Origin of the sequence: Campylobacter hyointestinalis subsp. lawsonii, assembly GCF_013372165.1 — a bacterium.
Taxonomy (GTDB): Bacteria; Campylobacterota; Campylobacteria; order Campylobacterales; family Campylobacteraceae; genus Campylobacter; species Campylobacter lawsonii.
In genome coordinates this window covers 1,221,010-1,241,784 of the sequence record NZ_CP053828.1, presented here as the reverse complement: position 1 = coordinate 1,241,784, position 20,775 = coordinate 1,221,010, and the positions used below count along the sequence as shown (strand labels likewise).

Annotated in this window: 22 protein-coding genes and 1 pseudogene; 18 read left to right on the top strand and 5 right to left on the bottom strand. The window is 33.2% G+C overall.

Annotation, left to right across the window (positions count from 1 at the left end):
- Nucleotides 1–122: 122 nt before the first annotated feature.
- The 5 genes from ilvC to CHLWT_RS06290 are packed head-to-tail and all read left to right on the top strand — an operon-like array spanning nt 123 to nt 4,293.
- Complete coding sequence (ilvC, locus tag CHLWT_RS06310; RefSeq protein WP_034962676.1) at nt 123–1,145, top strand: ketol-acid reductoisomerase; 1,023 nt, start codon at nt 123–125, stop codon at nt 1,143–1,145.
- Nucleotides 1,146–2,294 carry a divergent polysaccharide deacetylase family protein gene (locus CHLWT_RS06305; RefSeq protein WP_112000390.1) on the top strand — a complete coding sequence of 383 codons (1,149 nt, stop codon included), beginning with the start codon at nt 1,146–1,148 and terminating at the stop codon, nt 2,292–2,294.
- The gene (locus tag CHLWT_RS06300; protein ID WP_112000391.1) at nt 2,278–3,051 is read left to right on the top strand and encodes a DNA-processing protein DprA; all 774 of its coding nucleotides are present in this window, start codon (nt 2,278–2,280) and stop codon (nt 3,049–3,051) included. The genes CHLWT_RS06305 and CHLWT_RS06300 overlap by 17 nt, the downstream gene beginning before the upstream one ends.
- Nucleotides 3,048–3,422, top strand: coding sequence for a Holliday junction resolvase RuvX (gene ruvX, locus CHLWT_RS06295; RefSeq protein ID WP_112000392.1), 375 nt, complete (start codon nt 3,048–3,050; stop codon nt 3,420–3,422). The genes CHLWT_RS06300 and ruvX overlap by 4 nt, the downstream gene beginning before the upstream one ends.
- A 1-nt stretch (nt 3,423) precedes the next feature.
- Nucleotides 3,424–4,293 (top strand): RsmB/NOP family class I SAM-dependent RNA methyltransferase, encoded by an 870-nt coding sequence (locus CHLWT_RS06290; protein WP_112000393.1) that lies wholly within the window; start codon nt 3,424–3,426, stop codon nt 4,291–4,293.
- On the opposite strand, the gene CHLWT_RS06285 is transcribed toward CHLWT_RS06290, so the two are convergent.
- The 5 genes from CHLWT_RS06285 to hemW are packed head-to-tail and all read right to left on the bottom strand — an operon-like array spanning nt 4,290 to nt 8,762.
- Nucleotides 4,290–5,453 (bottom strand): hypothetical protein, encoded by a 1,164-nt coding sequence (locus CHLWT_RS06285; RefSeq protein ID WP_112000394.1) that lies wholly within the window; start codon nt 5,451–5,453, stop codon nt 4,290–4,292. The two genes, CHLWT_RS06290 and CHLWT_RS06285, sit on opposite strands and share 4 nt — an antisense overlap.
- A gap of 9 nt (nt 5,454–5,462) precedes the next feature.
- The gene (gene queA / locus CHLWT_RS06280; RefSeq protein WP_112000395.1) at nt 5,463–6,494 is read right to left on the bottom strand and encodes a tRNA preQ1(34) S-adenosylmethionine ribosyltransferase-isomerase QueA; all 1,032 of its coding nucleotides are present in this window, start codon (nt 6,492–6,494) and stop codon (nt 5,463–5,465) included.
- On the bottom strand, nt 6,478–7,230 hold the full coding sequence (gene tatC, locus CHLWT_RS06275; RefSeq protein ID WP_059433782.1) for a twin-arginine translocase subunit TatC: 753 nt from the start codon (nt 7,228–7,230) through the stop codon (nt 6,478–6,480). Before tatC ends, queA begins: the two co-directional genes overlap by 17 nt.
- A complete protein-coding gene (tatB, locus tag CHLWT_RS06270; RefSeq protein WP_063997967.1) occupies nt 7,230–7,667 on the bottom strand; it encodes a Sec-independent protein translocase protein TatB in 438 nt (145 codons plus the stop codon). The genes tatC and tatB overlap by 1 nt, the downstream gene beginning before the upstream one ends.
- A 54-nt stretch (nt 7,668–7,721) precedes the next feature.
- Nucleotides 7,722–8,762, bottom strand: a complete 1,041-nt coding sequence (hemW, locus tag CHLWT_RS06265) for a radical SAM family heme chaperone HemW (protein WP_112000396.1) — start codon at nt 8,760–8,762, stop codon at nt 7,722–7,724.
- A gap of 148 nt (nt 8,763–8,910) precedes the next feature.
- Between hemW and CHLWT_RS06260 the strand changes: the two genes are divergently transcribed.
- The 13 genes and pseudogenes from CHLWT_RS06260 to CHLWT_RS06200 all read left to right on the top strand — a co-directional run bounded on the left by CHLWT_RS06260 (nt 8,911) and on the right by CHLWT_RS06200 (nt 20,775).
- On the top strand, nt 8,911–9,381 hold the full coding sequence (locus CHLWT_RS06260; protein ID WP_034962683.1) for an RNA pyrophosphohydrolase: 471 nt from the start codon (nt 8,911–8,913) through the stop codon (nt 9,379–9,381).
- Nucleotides 9,381–10,595, top strand: coding sequence for an aspartate kinase (locus CHLWT_RS06255; protein ID WP_111969176.1), 1,215 nt, complete (start codon nt 9,381–9,383; stop codon nt 10,593–10,595). The genes CHLWT_RS06260 and CHLWT_RS06255 overlap by 1 nt, the downstream gene beginning before the upstream one ends.
- Nucleotides 10,595–11,137 (top strand): HobA family DNA replication regulator, encoded by a 543-nt coding sequence (locus CHLWT_RS06250; RefSeq protein ID WP_059430951.1) that lies wholly within the window; start codon nt 10,595–10,597, stop codon nt 11,135–11,137. The genes CHLWT_RS06255 and CHLWT_RS06250 overlap by 1 nt, the downstream gene beginning before the upstream one ends.
- An 8-nt stretch (nt 11,138–11,145) precedes the next feature.
- A complete protein-coding gene (locus CHLWT_RS06245; RefSeq protein ID WP_112000397.1) occupies nt 11,146–11,763 on the top strand; it encodes a DNA polymerase III subunit delta' in 618 nt (205 codons plus the stop codon).
- Nucleotides 11,760–12,896: a dihydropteroate synthase gene (folP, locus tag CHLWT_RS06240; protein WP_112000398.1), complete on the top strand. Its 1,137-nt coding sequence runs from the start codon at nt 11,760–11,762 to the stop codon at nt 12,894–12,896. The genes CHLWT_RS06245 and folP overlap by 4 nt, the downstream gene beginning before the upstream one ends.
- A gap of 9 nt (nt 12,897–12,905) precedes the next feature.
- Nucleotides 12,906–14,843: an NAD-dependent DNA ligase LigA gene (gene ligA, locus CHLWT_RS06235; RefSeq protein ID WP_112000399.1), complete on the top strand. Its 1,938-nt coding sequence runs from the start codon at nt 12,906–12,908 to the stop codon at nt 14,841–14,843.
- Nucleotides 14,840–15,541: a 23S rRNA (cytidine-2'-O)-methyltransferase TlyA gene (tlyA, locus tag CHLWT_RS06230; RefSeq protein WP_112000400.1), complete on the top strand. Its 702-nt coding sequence runs from the start codon at nt 14,840–14,842 to the stop codon at nt 15,539–15,541. The genes ligA and tlyA overlap by 4 nt, the downstream gene beginning before the upstream one ends.
- Nucleotides 15,507–16,391, top strand: coding sequence for a bifunctional riboflavin kinase/FAD synthetase (locus tag CHLWT_RS06225; protein ID WP_170253178.1), 885 nt, complete (start codon nt 15,507–15,509; stop codon nt 16,389–16,391). The genes tlyA and CHLWT_RS06225 overlap by 35 nt, the downstream gene beginning before the upstream one ends.
- A complete protein-coding gene (gene cmoA, locus CHLWT_RS06220) occupies nt 16,388–17,092 on the top strand; it encodes a carboxy-S-adenosyl-L-methionine synthase CmoA (protein ID WP_063997975.1) in 705 nt (234 codons plus the stop codon). Before CHLWT_RS06225 ends, cmoA begins: the two co-directional genes overlap by 4 nt.
- A gap of 68 nt (nt 17,093–17,160) precedes the next feature.
- The gene (locus tag CHLWT_RS06215; RefSeq protein WP_373924817.1) at nt 17,161–18,201 is read left to right on the top strand and encodes an ABC transporter substrate-binding protein; all 1,041 of its coding nucleotides are present in this window, start codon (nt 17,161–17,163) and stop codon (nt 18,199–18,201) included.
- Between the two features lie 155 nt (nt 18,202–18,356).
- Nucleotides 18,357–19,160 (top strand): annotated as a pseudogene (locus tag CHLWT_RS06210) (alkaline phosphatase family protein).
- Nucleotides 19,157–19,999 (top strand): ABC transporter permease, encoded by an 843-nt coding sequence (locus tag CHLWT_RS06205; RefSeq protein ID WP_112000402.1) that lies wholly within the window; start codon nt 19,157–19,159, stop codon nt 19,997–19,999. Before CHLWT_RS06210 ends, CHLWT_RS06205 begins: the two are co-directional and overlap by 4 nt.
- Nucleotides 19,996–20,775 carry an ABC transporter permease gene (locus CHLWT_RS06200; RefSeq protein WP_112000403.1) on the top strand — a complete coding sequence of 260 codons (780 nt, stop codon included), beginning with the start codon at nt 19,996–19,998 and terminating at the stop codon, nt 20,773–20,775. Before CHLWT_RS06205 ends, CHLWT_RS06200 begins: the two co-directional genes overlap by 4 nt.

Below are 20,775 nucleotides of genomic sequence, written 5' to 3'. Positions count from 1 at the left end.
AAGTAATTCTACTATAATGTGCTTTTTATCTATCTTAAATTTAGATAATATTTTAAATTTCAGTGATTTTAAATTTCAGTGATAGTATAATTTTAAAATAAATTTTAACAAAGGATAAAGTTATGGCTATAACAGTTTATTATGACAAGGATTGTGATCTAAGTTTAATAAAGTCCAAAAAAGTTGCTATGATAGGTTTTGGTTCTCAAGGTCACGCTCACGCTGAAAACTTAAGAGATAGTGGCGTTGAGGTTGTAGTGGGTTTAAATCCAAAAGGCAAAAGCTGGGCAAAAGCAGAAGCTAAGGGATTTAAAGTAATGAGCGTAAGTGATGCTACAAAATACGCAGATCTTATAATGATACTAACTCCAGATGAGCTTCAAGCAGATATTTTTAAAGCCGAGATAGAACCGAATTTAAGCGAAGGAAACGCTATAGCTTTTGGACATGGTTTTAACGTTCATTATGGTCAAATAGTCCCTCCAAAAGGTATCGACTGCATTATGATAGCTCCAAAGGCTCCTGGTCATACTGTAAGAAATGAATTTATAAATGGCGGCGGAATTCCTGATCTTATCGCTGTATCTCAAGACGCAACAGGCAAGGCAAAAGATCTAGCTTTGAGCTATGCAAGTGCGATAGGTGGCGGAAGAACAGGTATCATAGAAACTACGTTTAAAGATGAAACAGAAACAGATTTATTTGGTGAGCAAGCTGTACTTTGCGGTGGGCTTTGTGCTCTTATAAATGCTGGATTTGAGACATTAACTGAAGCTGGATATGAGCCTGAGATGGCGTATTTTGAATGCTTACACGAGATGAAGCTTATCGTTGATCTAATCTATCAAGGTGGAATGAGCGATATGAGATATTCTATATCAAATACTGCTGAATACGGCGATTACGTAAGTGGAGTAAGAGTTGTAAATGAAAGCAGTAAAGCTGCTATGAAAGAGATCTTAAAAGAGATCCAAAATGGAACTTTTGCTAAAAACTTTATCTTAGAAAGAAAAGCGGGTTATACAAAAATGAACGCCGAAAGAAAGATCAGCGATGCGAGCCTACTTAATAAAACTGGCGAAAAACTTCGTGCTATGATGCCTTGGATAAACAAAGGCAAACTTGTAAATAAAGACAAAAACTAATTGGCAAAGTCAAAAAAAAGAAAAAAGCTCCCTAAATTTAAAAAGGGGGCTTTTAAAGTTTATATCGGTATATTTATCTGTATATCTATCATTTTTGCTGTTTTATATCTAGTTACGAACTCAAATAAAAATGTCGTTAAAGATGATCAAAAGACGATTTCCAAGATAGAAGAGTACCTTGATACTCAGAAAAAAAACATATCTAAAAATAGCTCAAAAGATATCAGCACAGCTCATGTTCTTAGCGATTTAAATCTTAGTAAAACTCATAAATCAGAGCAAAATATAAGCACAAACAATACATTTATAAATTTAAAAAAAGATGAAAATGTTAGCCAAAAAGAGACAGGTATAAATTTAAAACAAGACGCAAACATCAGCGATACTCAAAAAGATGCGAATATAAATTTAAAAAAAGATGAAAATCTTAGTCAAAAAGAGACAAAAACGCCAGAAGTTTTACATAATAAAGAAAAGCATCAAGCAAATACGAGAGCCAAACTAGCGATCATCATAGATGATGTAGCATACAGAGCTCAAGCAGATAAAATAAAATCTTTAGGCTTAAAAATCACGCCTTCTATATTTCCTCCTACTAAAGCCCATCCAAACACAGTCGCTATCTCTAAAGATTTTGAGTTTTATATGATACATCTTCCTCTTGAGGCTATGTTTTTTAGTAAAGCCGAGCCAAATACATTAAAAGTAGGCGACTCAAAAAGTAAGATAGAAGATAGGATATCTACTATAAAAAATCAATTTGGCAACGTCAAGTATATCAACAATCACACCGGTAGTAAATTTACTAGCAACTATAAGTCTATGCAGATACTTTTAAGCTCACTTGATAAAATGGGTATATTATTTGTAGATAGTCTTACTTCAAATGCGTCTAAAGCAGGCTATGTAAGTAAGGAGCTTGGGCTAAAATATGTAAAAAGAGACGTGTTTTTAGATAATGATCAAGACGTTTCAAAGATACTAAAACAGCTTAGCTTGGCTATAAAACAAGCAAAAAAAAGAGGGTATGCCATAGCTATAGGACATCCGCACGACTTGACATTTAAAGCTTTAAAGATAGCTAAACAAACTATTTTAAAAGATGTAGATGTAGTTTATCTAAAAGAGATATATGGACTTTATAACTGAAATTCCAACTAGCTTAAAATTGCTAAAAAAACCAGTAGATAAACTTTACTATAAAGGTGATCTTGGGCTTTTAGACTTTCCAAAAATTGCTATAGTTGGTTCAAGAAAATGTTCGCAATATACTAAAAATTTAGTTTATAGCCTAGCTCTTAGTCTTAAAAATCATGGTATTTGTGTTGTTAGTGGAGCGGCGATCGGTACTGACTGCGTTGCTCATGAAGGTGCCTATCCTAATACCATAGCAGTTTTTGGCAACGGGCTTGAAAATATCTATCCTGCTCAAAATAAAAAAATAATAGAGCAAATTTATAAAAACTCACTTGCCTTAAGTGAGTATGAGCCAAATTTTAAGGCTACACCTTGGAGCTTTTTAGAGCGAAATCGCATCGTAGTAGCTTTAAGTGACGCGGTTGTCGTGGGCGAAGCTGATTTTAAAAGCGGTTCTATGAGTAGTGCTAGACTCGCTTTAGATATGAATATACCTCTGTTTGTGCTACCTCAACGCCTAGGCGAAAGCAATGGGACAAATGAGCTTTTAAAAAATAAAAAAGCTGAGCTAATCACTGATTTTGATGAATTTGCGCTTTTGTTTAAGAGTGAAAAAACATCTATACAAAGCGGTGATGAGGTGCTAAAATTTATAAAAACTAACTCAAATTTCGATGAATGCTATGCTAAATTTGGCGATATTTTATATGAATACGAGCTTGATGGCAAAATCGCAATAGATGGCATTTATGTAAGGGTTTTGCAATGATAGTAGCAATAGATGTTGGCTTAAAAAGGATAGGTGTTGCTTTTGCTATAAATAAAAATTTAGTTTTACCAAGTGAGCCAGTGCTTCGTAAAAACCGAGTTCAAGCAGCAAATGACACTCTAAAAATACTAAAAGAAAAAAACGCCAAAACGCTTGTAGTTGGTCTTCCAAAAGGCGGATATAGCGAAGATGAAATGCAAAGAAGAATAAAGCATTTTATATCGCTTGTTGGATTTGATGGGGAGATAATATATCAAGATGAAGCGTATTCGAGTTTTGAAGCAAGTGCTTTGGTAAAAGATAAAAGAGATGGTAAATTTGATAGTATAGCTGCGATGATAATACTAAAAAGATATTTAGGAATTTTATAAAATGAGTTTTAAAGATGATTTAAGAAATTTGGTTGCAACTGATATCTTTGACAAGGTTTGGGATAGTTTTTTTCAGCCAAAACAAGTTGGATTTTTTATAAATTTACTAAAAGCTACAAAACAAGATGCTTTAAATGAGCTTTTAAATTTGGGGGTTGATTTTAGATATAGCGGTTTTGGTGATTTTTACATTTGTGATTTTAAATTTAAAGAGCTCATCACAACATCAGCCGTTTTTAATGAAGGCAGAATTTATTTGCAAAATTTAAGTAGCTATCTATCGCCATTAGCGCTAAATCCAAAAGCGGGGGATTTTGTCCTTGATATGTGCTCAAGTCCTGGTGGAAAGAGTATAGTTTTAGCAAATTTGATGAGCGGAAGTGGAAATTTGGCTGCGATGGAGGCAAATAAAGAGAGATTTTTTAAGCTAAAGGCAAATTTAAAAAATTACGGCTGCCAATGGGTAAAAACATACAACAAAGACGCTAGAAGCGTGGCTCATACTTGCATAAATAAATTTGATAAAATCTTACTAGACGCACCTTGTTCGTCGTATTCTTTATACAATGAAAACTTTAAAGAAAAATCATTTAAAGAGATAAAATCCATAGCTAGACTTCAAAAACAGCTTTTAAATGCGGCCCTTAGTGCTTTAAAAGTAGGTGGAGAGATAGTTTATAGTACTTGTACTTTTTATGAAGAAGAGAACGAAGATGTCATCAAAAACGCTTTGGCTTCTAAATTTGATATAAAACTAGAAGCCATAGACTTTGATCTAAAATCATGCGTAAAAAATGAATTTGGAGTTAGGATATTGCCTGATGATCTTATGAATGCATTTTTTATCTCTAAGATAAAAAAGCTAGGTTAAATTCCGCCATTTCCACGCCATAAAGTCTCTTCTACTGTTTTGTTTAATATAGCAAGTAGCGTATCTGAGGTATAAGGTTGCTTTAATATATATGTGTCGAATTTTATATCTTCTTGAATTTTATCGAAATTCTCATTATTGCTGATGATGACTACGCTTATATTTTTTCTTTCTTTATATTCTTTAAGCATATTGAATTCTTGAATCGGTAATTTTTTTATAATTTTTGCTTGGATAAAGACTATATTTGGTCTAAAAATAGTATCTGTTATATGTCTTTTGATGATGCTCCAACTACTGTTTGGCTCTATTTGTATGCCGTAATACTCAAGCTGAGAACGTAGAATGTTGTAAGAGTTTTTATCGTCTTCTGCTATTATAGCAGTTATCTGTTTATCTGTGTTTTGGAAATGATATCTTGGCATCTCTTTAGTAGGTGTTAGATTTAGCTCAAAAACAAACTCAGACTCGCTTTTGTTGCTTGTATATTTTATATTTGTACCTAGTATCTTTGCTCTGTAGCAAGCTAAAGATAGCTTTTTATAGTATATATTTTTATTCTTTCTTGCTATTGACATTCTTATCATATCGCCATGTCCGGTAAAATCGCCGTGCAATTTTATAGAGACACTAAATTTGATCTCTCCTTCTATCTCTTCGATTTGCTTAAAAACGATAGCTATAGTAGAGTTTTTAGTAGAATTTGTAAGAAACTCGACAATCCCGTGTATCATATATAATATCGTATGATAATCTGCCATGTAGTTTCTAAAATATCTTATATCATAATCAAACAATACCGTATTGTTATTTGTTGCATTTATCTTATGAAGCATTTGAAAATAAAATGATAATTCTTGTACAATATCTCCGTCATGAGGCTTATGGACGATAGGAGATATATCGATCTTTGTCATATAAAATGGTTGTTTTATCGTTCGACTATGTTTAGTTGCAAATAACTTTTTTTGTCTTCTTTTTTGAATTTTTATAAAAATAAAGAACATAAATAAAATAGCTACCATAAGAGATAATAGCACTACTAGCATACCTTCTAAAGATAAATTAGTCTGTTCGTTTAGTACTAGTTTTAAATGTTTGTCTATATATAACTCATTAGCAAATGCAAAACTTGTCACAAAAACCGCTGCAAATCTCATATTTTTCTCCTAAATTATCAGCATAGAGTCACCATAAGAGTAGAATTTATATCTATTTTCTATGGCTATTTTATAAATTTCCATTGTTTTTTCAAGCCCTATAAAGCTCGCAACTAGCATTATAAGAGTTGATTTTGGCAGGTGAAAATTTGTAAACAAATAATCCTGTCTTTGGGGTCTGTTTTGCGGATGTAAAAATAGATCACAAAAGCCATTTACTTGTTTTGTTCTAGCGTAGTACTCAATGCACCTTGTAACAGTTGTCCCTACGCCTAGAATTTTGGCATTTGAGTTTATAATGCTCTCAGTATTTTTTGGTATATCATAAAATTCGCTATGCATTTTATGATCTCTTATATCATCGCTCTCAACGCCTTTAAAAGTTCCTGCTCCAACGTGTAGTGTGATATAGCTGATCTCGTGATTTTTTTTTAAATTTGTTAGCATTTCATGGCTAAAATGTAAGCTCGCAGTAGGCGCTGCTACGGCTCCTGGATTTTTAGCAAATATGCTTTGATACCATTTTTCATCATCTTTGCTATCTTCTCTTTTTATGTATGGGGGAAGCGGTACATGCCCGATACTTGCTAAGATCTCATAAAGTTCGTTTATTGCTATGACTTTGCCATCTTTTGTGAAACGCACGACTCTACTAGCATCATCGCCTAGCTCTAAAACTTCTGCTTTTAAATTAAGATCAAAATTTAAAATAGTATGAACGCTAGTTTTTCCTTTTATATAGCAACTAAATTTATTATCATTTAGCGGTGAATTTAGTAAAAGTTCTATCTTTCCGCCGCTTTGCTTTGTTCCATAAATTCGCGCTTTTATGACTTTAGTATCATTAAAGATAATATTACAAGGCGGTAGTATTTTAGCTAAATCTCCAAATTTATAGTGGAAAATTTGATCTTTGTTTCTATCATAAACTAGTAGTTTTCCATCTTCTTTAGGGATAGTTGGCGATGTAGCTATAAGATCACTTGGAAGCTTATAATCATAACTACTAAGAGCAAATATTTGATTATTCATCTTGCTCATCTTCTTTTAAGTCCTCTTCGTCATCTTTTGGCGCTGGATTTACCATTTTTGCTATCAAAATCGACAGCGCGTAAAGTCCTATGAGCGGTACGGCAAGTAAAAACTGACTTAAGATATCAGGGGGCGTCATTATAGCGGCAAATATAAATATAGCAACTATGGCGTATCTAAAAAATCCTTTTAGCGTTTTATCATCAATTATTCCTAGTTTTGCTAAGAAAAATGTAACGACTGGAAGCTCAAAACTTATCCCAAAAGCTACAACTAGCTTGGTAAAAAATCCAACGTAATCGCCTATACTAGGCAATGCTTGAAATAGCTCTCCTCCAAAATTTATCAAAAAATGAAAACCGACTGGAACTACGAAATAATAACAAAATGCAGCTCCTACTAAAAACATAAGAGTTGCGCTAAATACGAATGGTATGACGTATTTTTTCTCATTTTCATAAAGACCTGGTGCTACAAATAGCCAAAATTGCCAAAAAATAATAGGCAAAGATAGGAGTAATCCAGCGAAAAATGCTACTTTCATCGCAGTAAAAAATGGCTCTGCGACTTGAGTAAAGATTATGTTACTTCCTGTTGGAAGAACTGCTTTTAAAGGGGCGCTCATATAAGCTAGGATTGGATTCCAAAAGTTAAAACATATTATAAAACACACTATTAAAGCAAAAACGCTTATCAATAGTCTTTTTCTGAGTTCAATCAAATGCGGTCTTAAATCTTCAAACATTATGCCTCTTTTTTATTTTCTAAATTTAATGTAGTTTGGGCTGGTTTTTGCTCTATTTCATCTTTTAAGATATCGCCACTATTTAGAGAATTTAATGGGTTTTTTATATCGTTTTTGATATTTTCTAGGCTTTCATTTACGCTATTTTTTGTTTCGCTTATGCTGCTTTTTAGCTCGTCAAGTTCTTCAAACGTAAGCTTTTTTCTTACTGCATTAGTCGCATTTTGTACGCTTTCTTTATACTTTTTAGCGTCTTCTTTGAGCTCTGCTATCTTGACTTCTTGTTCAAATGTACTTTTTGCTGAATTTATTGTCTGTTTAAACATCTTAAAGAATTTTGCGATCTTTACCATTGCATCTGGTAGTTTATCTGGACCTAAAAAAATCACAGCAACAACGGCTATTATTATTATCTCTGATAAGCTCATTCCAAACATTACTATTTCCCATTAAAAAGTTAGTCTTGCATTTTAGCGTTTTTTTACTAATTGCTAGGTTAAAAACAGAGAAATTTCATCTGCTATGAGAAAATTTGCATTAAATGCTCGTCCGTTTTTTATATAAATTTTATTTTCTTTTTCTAAAAGCTCTACTTTTTCGATCTTTTTCTTATCTAAATTTGATAGTTTTATCCCGACACAGCTTCTAAGCCCTAAAAAAATATGCTCTTCTAAGATATCTTTTTTGCTTAAAATTTCTACCTTTTTTTGCAGTGGATTTGCTATATACTCATCTAAATCACTTGGCGAATAAAACCTTTTATCTGCAATAGTCCCAACTGCGTAAGCTCCAAAACCTAAATAATCTTTTTGCTTCCAATAGCCTAGATTATGAGTGCAAATTTTACCAAAATTTGATATTTCATATTGTTTAAAACCTATATCTTCAAGTCCGTTTATAAGATATCTTGCTAAACTTAAACTATCTTTTTTTAAATTTAGTTTGTCCCAAAAAGGCGTCTTTTCTTCTAAGCTAAGTGAATACGCAGAAATGTGAGAAATGCCTAAATTTGCTATGTTTTCAAGCTCACGCTTAAGAAGTTTTTTGGTATCTAGTTTAGTACCATACATCAGATCTACGTTTATATTTTTAAATTTAGCGATCTTTGCATTTTGCACGGCTTTAAATATCGCGTTTTTGCTATGAATTCTACCTAATAATCCTAGCTTTTTTTCATCAAAACTTTGAGCTCCAAAACTTATGCGATTAACGCCAAGTCTCTTCATATCTTCTAGCCATTTTAAATTTGCCGAATTTGGATTTGCTTCACTAGTGATCTCTGCGTTTTTTGCTAATTTTGGTCTTAAAGCTTCAAAAATTTGAGCGTAAAACTCAGCATTTACGCTACTTGGCGTACCGCCACCTATAAATATCGTAGTTATTTTTTCGTTAAGATCCAAAATTGTATTTTGTATTTCATGGTTTAGAGCTAAAAAATATTTTTTGACTTGACTAAATTTATCGCTGTGTGAGCCAAAAGCGCAGTAAGGGCATTTTGACTCACAAAATGGTATGTGGATATATATCTGCAAGTTCTCTCCTAAATTCCGTCTATTTTGATAAAAATTTACGCGTTTATAAGCTTAATTAAACAGGCATAAAATTTGTTTTGTATTATAAGTTAATTAAACTTTAAAGCCTTTTAGGGTAGCATTTTTCCTAAAAATTTAGGAACAAAAAATGGAGAAAGAAAAAAAATACAGACCAAATGTGGCTGCTGTTATACTCTCTCCTTTATATCCTCTTGAATGCAATATTTTCATTGCACAAAGATATGATATCAAAGGTGCTTGGCAATTTCCTCAAGGCGGAATCGATAAAGGAGAAAAACCTAAAGATGCACTTTTAAGAGAGCTTAACGAAGAGATAGGCACAAACGACATTGAGATACTTTGCGAACATCCTGAGTGGCTTAGCTATGATTTTCCTGAAAATATAGCACAAAAAATGTCGCCATACGACGGACAAATTCAAAAGTATTTTTTGGTCAGATTAAAGCCTAAAGCGAAGATAAACTTAAAAACAAAGCACCCTGAATTTGATGACTATAAGTTTATCAAAGAAAATATGGTTTTAGAAAATGTTAATCACTTTAAAAAAAGTGTTTATCATAAAGTTTTGAAATATTTTAAAGAAGAGGGATATATTTAATGCTTATAGTTCAAAAATACGGTGGTACAAGTGTCGGAACGCTTGAGCGAATAGAAGAAGTATCAAAAAGAGTAATAGATACAAAAAAAGCCGGAAATGATGTAGTAGTCGTAGTTTCTGCTATGAGTGGAGTTACAAATAAACTTATAGAATATGCCGAGTATTTTACTAAAATAGCCCCTGCTAGTAAAGATATGGATATGCTTTTAAGTGCTGGAGAGAGAGTAACTAGTTCGCTTTTATCTATAGCATTAAATGAAAAAGGTTATGAAGCTGTTGCTATGAGCGGTAGAGCAGCTGGGATCATAACAGATAATGTTCATACTAAAGCTAGGATCTTAGAGATAGACTGCACAAATTTGAAAAAAGCTCTTAGTAAGGGCAAGATAGTCGTTGTTGCTGGATTTCAAGGAGTTAGTGTAGATGGCGATGTGACTACTTTAGGTCGTGGCGGAAGTGATCTAAGTGCTGTTGCGTTAGCTGGAGCTTTGAATGCTGATTTATGTGAGATCTACACTGATGTAGATGGGGTTTATACCACAGATCCTAGGATAGAGCCAAAAGCCAAAAAACTTGACAAGATAAGCTATGATGAGATGCTTGAGCTTGCAAGTATGGGCGCAAAAGTATTGCAAAATAGAAGCGTTGAACTAGCTAAAAAATTAAATGTAAATTTAGTAACAAGAAGTAGTTTTAATAATAATGAAGGAACATTAATAACAGGAGAAGCAAATATGGAAAATAGCAGTATGGAGCAAGTGCTCATCAGCGGCATTGCACTAGATAAAAATCAAGCTAGGGTTACTTTGCGAGGAGTCGTTGATAAACCTGGCGTTGCAGCTGCGATTTTTACTAAACTTGCCGCAAAAAATATAAACGTAGATATGATAATCCAAAACACAAGCCACGAAGATGGCACTACAAGTCTTGGATTTACCGTCCCTCAAAATGAAATGGAAGCAGCTAGAGAAGTAGTAGAAGGAACAGCAAGAAGCGTAGAGATAGATAGCGACGTGGTAAAAGTAAGTGTTGTTGGCGTCGGTATGAAAAGTCATAGTGGTATAGCTAGTCTTGCATTTACTACTTTAGCAGATGAGAATATAAATATACAAATGATATCTACTAGCGAGATAAAGATATCTATGATAGTCGCGTCAAAATATGGTGAATTAGCCGTAAGAGCTTTACACAAAGCATACAAACTGGACGCTTAATGAGCGATTTTATGAAATGGAGCTTAGAGGCTATCAGAGATGATGGTCCTCTTATGAGCTGGATGGAAGAAAGGCGTGTGGAGTGGGCACCACTGCTAGCTTCTAGGATAAAGTACCTTTTAGACGGCTTTACTTTTATCGTGATATGCGATGAAGATAGAGACTGGTTTGAAAAATATTTTCTAAGAAAAATAAATAGAAAAAATAGCTCTAGACCTATACTTCCTTTTGTATCTTTAAGATCGCTATATCCATCTCTTGGCGAGATCAACTCAAAAGAAGAGATAAGTCTTTTAGAAGATATGCTAAGCATCGCCTTTCCAAATGGATATATATATTTTTACATAGGAAAATCAAATTCTAAATTTGCTAGTCTTGCAAAAGGCAAAGATGATAGCTATATGTGGCTTTTTGATGAGCAAGCGCAAAATAGCTTTTATCTAAGCTCAAGCGATGATATGCTTGATTTTAAGCTACTTTCTATGTTTAGGCTGTTTGATAAAAGTATAGATGACGTGCTTTTTGGCAAAATAACTCTTTAGGTAAAAACTTGCAGAGCAAAATCATAATAGATGAAGATTTCGAATCTATAAAAAGCGAAATTTTAGCTGAGAATGATCCAAATTTTGTAAAAATATTTGAATACGATACTCTTTTAATGGAAAATGCTAAAGAGATAATAAACGAAGCTTATATCGCAGAGATCAGAGAAAAAATCATAGTCATAATAGCTCATAAATTTGGTATAGATCCACAAAATGCACTGCTTAAGATATTAGAAGAACCGCCAAGAAATATAGTTTTTGTAATCGTCGCAAAGAGTAAAAATCTCCTTTTACCAACCGTCAGATCTAGGCTCGTTATGGATATCAGAGTCAAAAAAAGTATAAAGATCGATATCGGTTTAAATTTAAAAAGGTTAGAGCTTAAGGAAATTTATCTTTTTATAGAAGAGAAAGTAGCGCTTGAAAAGAGCGATAAATTCGGTAAAAAAGAGCTTTTAGCAGTAGTAAAACAGATAATCTTAGATGCGATTACTGCTGGGATCAAATTTGAAAGCGAAGATTACGAATACTTTTATAAAATTTATAGATTGATAGATCTAAACGCGAAATCAGCTAGCGTTTTAACGCCACTTTTACTTCTTTTGATGCAAAGGACAAGATGAGAGTTTTTAAGGTCAGTAAAGATAATGATTTTGAAGTTTTATGCAAGGATATAAAACCGCATATCGCTGGACTAAACATAATGAAACAGAAGTCAGCTCTTCACTTTTTTTATATAAAAGATATTAAAAAAGTAGCCGTAAATATCTTAAAACAAGACGCTTTAAGCATAGGAGCCGAGCTTGTGACTTCAAAAGATAGTGTTTTTGGTGGAGATGGGCTAGTAAATGCTCTACTTATAGCAAATGATAGACAGCTTTCTATTTTAAGCAAAAAAGAGGCAAAGCAGGATTTTGGGCTAAAAGATCTAGCTAAATTTATAAAAATAGAGTTTAAAAAGCCAGATATGCCAAGCATAATGGGGGTTTTAAATTTCAATGACGATAGTTTTAACCCTAGTAGCAGAACCACTAAAAACGAGTGCATCTTAAAAATACAAAAGATGATAGAAGATGGCGCTGAGTACATAGATATAGGTATGATTAGCTCACGTCCTGGAAGTGTTTATCCTGGGCATGGTGAGGAGTTTAGTAGAGTTAAGCCAGTCATTGATGAAATTTATGCAAGTAAGATTTATGAAAAAGTTAAGCTAAGTCTAGATAGTTTTGATGAAAAATGCCTTACTTACGCACTTGAGAGAGGCTTTAGTATGGTCAATGACATAACTGCAGATCTGAGCTTAGCTACTCTAGCTACTAAGTATGACGCAGAGTATTGCTTGATGCAAAAAATAGGCGATCCTAAGACTATGCAAAAAGACGTAAAAGACTGCGATATTTTAAGTGAAGTTGATGAGTTTTTCGCTAAAAAGCTTGAAATTTGCAAAAGTTTGGGCGTGAAAAAGATATTTTTAGATGTAGGAATAGGCTTTGGCAAAACTCCAAGAGACAATATGATACTCATCAAAAATTTAGAGCATTTCTTACACTTTGGATACCCGCTTTTTGTAGGAGCAAGTAGAAAAAGCGTGATAGATCATTACTGCAAAGCAAGCGTGAGTGAGCGACTTCCTGGAACGCTATTTTTACATTTAAAAGCTTTTGAAAATGGTGCTAAAATCATAAGAGTACATGATGTTTTAGAGCATATTCAAATGTTTAAGATAAATCAAATTTATAAAAATTTAGAAATTTAGAGAAAAACTATGGATAAAAATGATTACCTAAAAGCAGTCGATACACTAAATTTATGGGCAAAAGCCTACTATACAAATGACGCCCCTATAGCTAGTGATGCTGAATACGACGAACTTTATGCTAAAACGCTTAAGTTTGAAGATGAAAATCCAGAGTTAAAAGTTTCATACTCTCCTACTTGTAGAGTCGGCGGCGAAATTCTAAGTGAATTTCAAAAATCATCGCATTTAGAGCGAATGTGGTCTATGGAAGATATTTTTAGTGATGAAGAACTTGATGCTTGGATACTTAGGGGTGATAAAACGGGGCTTGAATTTTTTGTAGAGCCTAAATTTGACGGCGCTAGTTTAAATCTGCTCTATGAAAATGGAAAACTTGTAAAAGCTACCACTAGAGGCGATGGAAGCATAGGCGAAGACGTGACTAATAACGCTAGAGTTATCTCATCTATCCCACTTCAAATCTCTTATAAAGAACTCATAGAGATTAGAGGCGAAGTCGTGATCTCAAAAGAAGATTTTGAGCTTATAAACTTAAAACGTGAAAAAAATGGCGAGCCGCCTTTAGCAAACCCTAGAAATGCGGCTGCTGGTAGCCTTAGACAGCTAGATAATGGTGTAGTAAAACAAAGAAAACTCAAATTTTATCCTTGGGGAGTAGGGCGCAACTCTTTGGAATATGAAAAACATTCGCAGATTATGGAATTTGTGCGAAGTCTTGGGTTTTTGCAAGATGGGTTTTGTCTGATCTGCAAAACAAGCGACGAGCTAAAAAATGCCTACAAAGAACTTACAAAAAAAAGAGACGATAAGCCTATCTTAATGGACGGAATGGTTATAAGGGTAAATGACCTAAGCAAAGCAAAAAGCCTTGGATATACAGTCAAATTTCCAAAATTTATGGTTGCGTATAAATTCCCAGCTATAGAAAAAACGGCTCGCTTGATAGATGTAGCATTGCAAGTAGGGCGAACAGGTGTTGTAACTCCGGTTGGTATTTTAGATGGAGTATGGATAGAGGGCGCTTTTGTGCGAAATGTTACGTTGCATAATTTTGATGAGATAAATCGCCTTGGGCTTATGAAAAATGACCTTGTTGCAGTCATAAGAAGTGGAGATGTGATACCAAAGATCACTAGCGTGTTTAAAGAGCGTAGAAATGGTGAAGAAAAGGAGATAGCACGTCCTAAATTCTGCCCAGAATGTGGCACGGAGCTTTTAGATGAAGATGTTCTTATAAAATGTCAAAATTTGAGCTGTAAAGCAAGAGTCGTAAGCTCTATCATATATTTTGCTTCAAAAAAATGTATGAATATAGATGGGCTTGGAGAAAAGGTAGTGGAGCTACTTTTTAAAAAAGGAATTATCAAAGATATAGCAGATATTTATAGGCTTGATGAGCTTAGCTTTATGGGATTAGAGGGTTTTAAAACAAAAAAAATATCAAATTTATTAAAGGCTATTGATGATTCTAAAACCCCAAATTTAGAACGTTTCATCACGTCTTTAGGTATAGAACATATCGGGGAGGTTGCTGCAAAAAAAATAGCCATAACTTACGCTCAAAAGTGGATCAGCTTAAGCCTTGAAGAACTTCTTAGTTTAGATGGTTTTGGCGAAGCTATGGCGTTAAGCTATCTTGAGTTTATAAGGGTAAATTTAGACAAGATCAAAGAACTTCTTAGCTTTATAACGCCTAAAATAGCCCAAATAGAGCTAAAACAAAATGCTTTTAGTGGCAAGATAGTTGTCATAACCGGATCTTTATCTCGCCCTAGAGATGAGTTCAAAGCTGAACTTGAGAGTTTTGGGGCAAAGGTAACAAACTCAGTTTCTGCTAAAACAGACTTTGTTTTGTATGGAGACGAGGCAGGAAGCAAACTAGAAAAAGCTATGAGTTTAGGCATAAATTTGATAAATGAAAACGAGTATGAGAGCCTTAAATGAGAGCAGATCTTGCAGTGGCGTTTGTGCTTGGCATTAGCAGAAATAAAGCCAGTGAGCTGATAAAGCTAGGAAAAATTTATATAAATGATAGGATTTTAGACAAGCCAAGCTTAGAAGTAGATGAGAGTGCTGATATAAAGGCTTTAGATACTATTTATGTTAGTAGGGCGGCTTTGAAACTAAAAGGCTTTTTAGAAAAGATCAAATTTAATCCATTTGGTTTAAACGCTCTTGATATAGGAAGTAGCACAGGTGGATTTGTGCAAGTTTTACTTGAAAATGGAGTAAAAAGCGTAACGGCTTTAGATGTAGGAAGCAATCAGCTTGATAGCACTCTTAGGAGTGATGCTAGAGTCATATTAAGAGAAAATACCGATATAAGGGATTTTAAAGAAGGTAAATTTGATCTAGTAACTATAGATGTTAGTTTTATATCTGTTTTGCTTATTTTAAAAGATATCGATCGTTTGGCTAAAAGAGATATAATCTTGCTTCATAAACCACAATTTGAAGTAGGAAAAGATGTAAAAAGAAACTCAAAAGGCGTAGTAAAAGATAAAAAGCAAATTTTACTTTCACAAAAATATTTTCAGAGCGCTTGCAGTGAGCTTGGCTGGGAATGCCTTGCTAAAAAAGAGTGCGTAATAACAGGTAAGGAGGGAAATCTTGAATCATTCTACCACTATAGAAAAAAATGATATAGATTCTATTGCTATAGGACATTTTGATGGCATTCATAAAGGACATAAAGAGCTCATAAAAGAGCTTGGAAAGGGCGGGGCGTTAGTTGTTATAGAGAGCAATAAAGCCTGTATCACCCCAGGCGATAGAAGAGAAGAGTACTCAGGCGTCCCTTGTTTTTATTATTATTTAAAAGATATCGAGGATCTAAGAGGAGATGAGTTTTTAAAGCTTTTAGAGGCTGATTTTCCAAATTTAAAACGTATAATTGTAGGATATGACTTTAAATTTGGAAAAGATAGAGCTTGGGACAAACACGATCTTAAAAATTTATTTCACGGCGAAGTCATTGTGGTAAAAGAATTTTGTTTTGATGGTCTTGGTGTGCATAGCTCAGCTATCAGACGTTTTTTACGTGATGGAGATATATATAGAGCAAATCGCCTTTTAGGTAGAGAGTATAGCATAAAAGGCAGGGTTGTAAGCGGACAAGGTATAGGAAAAAAGAGTGTATATCCGACTTTAAATTTAAAAGTAGAACCGTATCTTTTACCAAAAGACGGAGTTTATGCAACTAGAACAAAGATAGATAATGCAACATATAGTTCTATAACCTTTATAGGAAATCGCCTTAGTACTGATGGTGCTTTTAGTATAGAAAATCATCTTTTGGATCTAAATTTACACGAAAAAGTTACCGAAGTCAAAGTTTGCTTTATAGAAAGAATACGCGATAATATCAAATTTTCTTCACTCTTAGAGCTAAAAGAGCAGATCTCAAAAGATATACTTATAGCAAGAAACGTAGCAAAAGCTTGCGACCTTAGTCTGCAAGATAACTTTATACATTCAAGGGATTTAGTGTGAGAGATGAGGTTTTTAAAGAGCCTATAAAAAAGCAATTTGAGTTTGATGAGAGCGTGGTAAGCGTTTTTGATGATATGGTAAGTCGCTCAGTGCCTTTTTATGACACGGTACAATCTTTAATAACTGAAATTTTAGTAAAAAATTTACCGACAAATGCTAATGTTTTTGATCTAGGATGTTCGACTGCTACTACTCTTCTAAGACTTTTTAAGCTTAGAAATGACCTTGTTTTAAATGGCGTAGATAGTAGCTTTGCTATGATAAAAACGGCAAAAAACAAAGCTCTTGCTTATGGGGCTAATTTAAATTTGTTTGCTAAAGATATCTTAGAGTATGACTTTAGCGGGGCAGATGCTGTGATACTTAACTATACTTTGCAGTTCATTCGTCCTATAAAAAGAGATGAATTTGTCAAAAAAATCTACTCAAATTTAAACCAAAACGGGCTTTTTGTATTTAGTGAAAAGCTGGTCTTTGAAGATAAAAAATTTACCTTAGATATGATAGAAATTTACGAAGAATATAAGGCAAAGCAAGGATATTCTAAATTTGAGATTGCTCAAAAGCGTCAAGCCTTAGAAAATATACTCATACCTTATACTCAAAAAGAAAATGAAGAGCTCTGTTTAAACGCAGGTTTTAAAAGAGTTGAAACGCTTTTTAAATGGGCAAATTTCGCTACATTTATAGCTTTTAAGTAAATTTTTGTATCCATTTTGTTTCAAAAGGAAATTATAATTTGTTAATTTCTTAAGGAGATAAAATGAAAATACTTAAAACTTTTTTTAGCGCGACCATTGTTTTTGGAGCATTAAATGCAGCTAATATCGACGCAAATTTGATAGAAGCAGCCAAAAAAGAGGGCGTTATAAATAGCGTTGGTATGCCTGATACGTGGGCAAACTGGAAAGATACTTGGGATGATTTAGCTAGGCTTTATTCGCTTAAGCATAGCGATACTGATATGAGTTCTGCTCAAGAAATAGCTAAATTTAAAGCCGAGAAAAAAAATGCTACTGCAGATATCGGTGATGTTGGTCAAAGTTTTGGTCGCATAGCTATTTTGGAGGGCGTTAGTGAGCCTTTTAAAACTAGTTACTGGGATCAAATACCTGATTGGGCAAAAGACAAAGACGGTCACTGGATGTTAGCTTATACTGGCACTATAGCTTTTATAATAAACAATCAAACATTAAAAAATCCTCCTAAAACTTGGAAAGATCTTAAAAACGCAACATATAAGATTACAGTAGGCGATGTAAGCGTAGCGGCTCAAGCAGTTAGCGGAGTTTTGGCTGCAAATTATGCTTTAGGAGGTGATGAGAGAGACTTAAGTCCGGCTTTAAACTTTTTTGCCGAATTAGCAAAACAAGGTCGTTTATCAATGGTAGATCCTAGTATTGCAAATTTAGAAAAAGGCGAGATAGACGTAGCTATAATTTGGGATTTTAATGCTCTTAATTACAGAGACAAAGTAGGTAAAGACAGATATTTAGTAACTATCCCGCAAGACGGATCTATAGTGAGCGGTTATACGACTATTATCAACAAATATGCCAAAAATATAAACGCAGCAAAACTTGCTAGAGAGTATATCTTATCTGATCAAGGTCAAATAAATTTAGCAAAAGGTTATGCAAGACCGATTAGAAATGCTTATATAGAGCTTCCACCAGATATAAAAGACAGACTTATACCAGAAAATGAGTATAAAAATGCTAAACCTATAAAAAATCCAGAAATTTGGGAAAAGACTGCAAAAAAGCTTCCAAGGCTTTGGCAAGAAAATGTTATTATAAATATCAAATAATGAATAAAATATGAAAAATCGTATTTGGTTCTTATTGATCTATAATTATTTATTTGCGACTTATAAGGTAAATTTTGTAGGGTATAAAAGAGATGCAATGTGAAAGAGATTTTTGTAAATTTAAAATAAATTATGATTATTTAAGGAAATAAAAGATGTCTAAGGTGGTTTTGGTAATTATAGATGGTCTTGAGTATAGTACGGCACAGCAATGTATGGGCGGTTTGCTCGCACTTTGTAATGCAAATATGGGTAAAATTTATAAGATGAAAAGTGAGCTTCCATCTATCTCAAGACCGCTTTATGAGTGTATATTAACAGGAGTTAAACCGGCTTTAAGTGGCATACTAAATAATTATTGCAAACCTTTTAGTAGCAATAAAAGTATATTTGAGTATGCAAAACTAGCTAATTTAAAAGCCGGCGCGGCAGCGTATTACTGGATAAGCGAACTGTATAATAAAACTTTGTTTGACAGGGTTAGGGATAGAATTATAATAAATGAGCAGAGTTTAAACATACCTTATGGCATTTTTTATTATGAAGACGACTATAATGATAGCCATTTATTTAGTGATGCAGAGTGTTTGAGGGTTAAATTTGATCTTGATTTTACTCTTTTTCATTCTATGAATATAGATGATATAGGTCATAAATTTTCTCACGATAGCAAAGAGTATAGAAATGCTACTAGAAAAGTAGATACTATATTGTCTTCTTTAGTATTAAAATAGCTAGAAGAGGGCGTAAATGTGATAATCACAAGCGATCATGGTATGAATAAAGATGGCACTCATGGCGGGAATTTAGATATAGAAAGAGACGTGGCGTTTTTTGTTTTTGGCGATAAGTTTAGTTTTGCTAGAGTTGAGGTAGAACAGAGCGGAATTTGCGGTTTGATTTGTGAAATTTTAGGCATAGATCACGATAAAAGCTTTACTAAAGAGTTATTAAAATGAATAGAGAAAAGTTTATAGCTACTCTATTTTTAATTCCGTTTTTTGTGGTATTTTTTATGTTTATCTTAGCTCCGTTTTTATGGATTTTGATAAATAGTTTTATAGATCAAAGCGGCGAGTGGGGGTTTGATAATTATAAAGAGATATTTGATAGTAGATTTATTATGCAGAGTTTTTTAAATTCATTTTATATAAGTTTGATTTCAAGTTTTGTAGCGCTTATAATTTCTCTTTTTGGTTCATATTCTCTTTATAAAATTCAAACCTCGCATTTTGGAAATTTATTTTTATCTTTAAATACGATGACTAGCAATTTTTCAGGGGTGCCTTTAGCCTTTGCATTTATCATTTTAATGGGTGCAAATGGCGCTATAAATCTGCTTTTTAAGGATTTGGGAATTGATTTTGTTATCGATATATACGGAAGCGTAGGGATAAACTTAGTATATATTTATTTTCAAATTCCACTTGCTATCTTGCTATTGTATCCTGCGTTTAATGTTTTAGATAAACAAAGTAGCGAATCTAGCGATATACTAGGAGCTAGCAGAGCTATTTATTGGCTAAAGGTTGCCATACCTATTATGATGCCATCTATAATCGGAGTTTTTATAGTATTGTTTGCAAATGCGGTTGGAGCTTACGCTACTATTTACGCCCTTAGTAGCGGAAATTTCAATGTAGTTCCGGTGCGAATAGCGTCTTTGATAGCCGGAGACATCGACTTAAATCCGTATTTAGCTAGTGCGCTTAGCGTTATGCTGTTTTGTTTGATGTTTATCATGGCATTAATACTATTTTATATTTCAAATTTATTTAATTACAAGAGACAAATATGAGTAGATTATCTAAAATTTATCATTATAGCGTTGTTTTAGTGTTATTTCTTATCATAGTTTTGCCCATGGTGGCTACTTTTATATACTCGATATCCTCAAGCTGGTCATCAAATATTTTACCGGACGGATTTAGTATTTCTCACTATAAAGTGCTTTTAAGCGATCCTAGATTTTTAAAAGCACTTTTAAACTCTCTTTTAGTATGTTTTGCGGCGATATTTTTAGCTATTTTATTTTTGTTTCCGGTTGTATTTTGTGCAAACTTTTACTTTTTAAATTTAAAAAACATAATGAGTTTTATATCTGTTTTGCCATTTGCCATTGCTCCTATTGTGCTTAGCACCGGACTTTTAAATTTATATAGCGATACTATAAGTGGAACTCCATATATACTTATAGGCTGTTATTTTTGTATCGCAGTACCTTTTGTATATAGAACTATTGATAATAATATCTCAGCTTTAAATTTAAAAGAGATAATTTACTCAAATTATATTCTTGGAAACGGTATATTTAGAGCTATTTTTAGAGTAATAATTCCAAATTTAAAAGATTCGATATTTATAGCAGTATTTTTATCGTTTTCATTTTTGATAGGTGAGTTTTTATATGCAAATATACTTGCTGGTACGCAGTTTGAAACTCTTCAAGTATATCTTTACAATATAAAAAACAGAAGCGGTCACGTTTCAAGTGCAGCTATTGTTAGTTATCTGTTTTTGATATTTATAGCAAATTTTATAAGTTCATATATAAGTCACAGAAAAAAGGTTTAA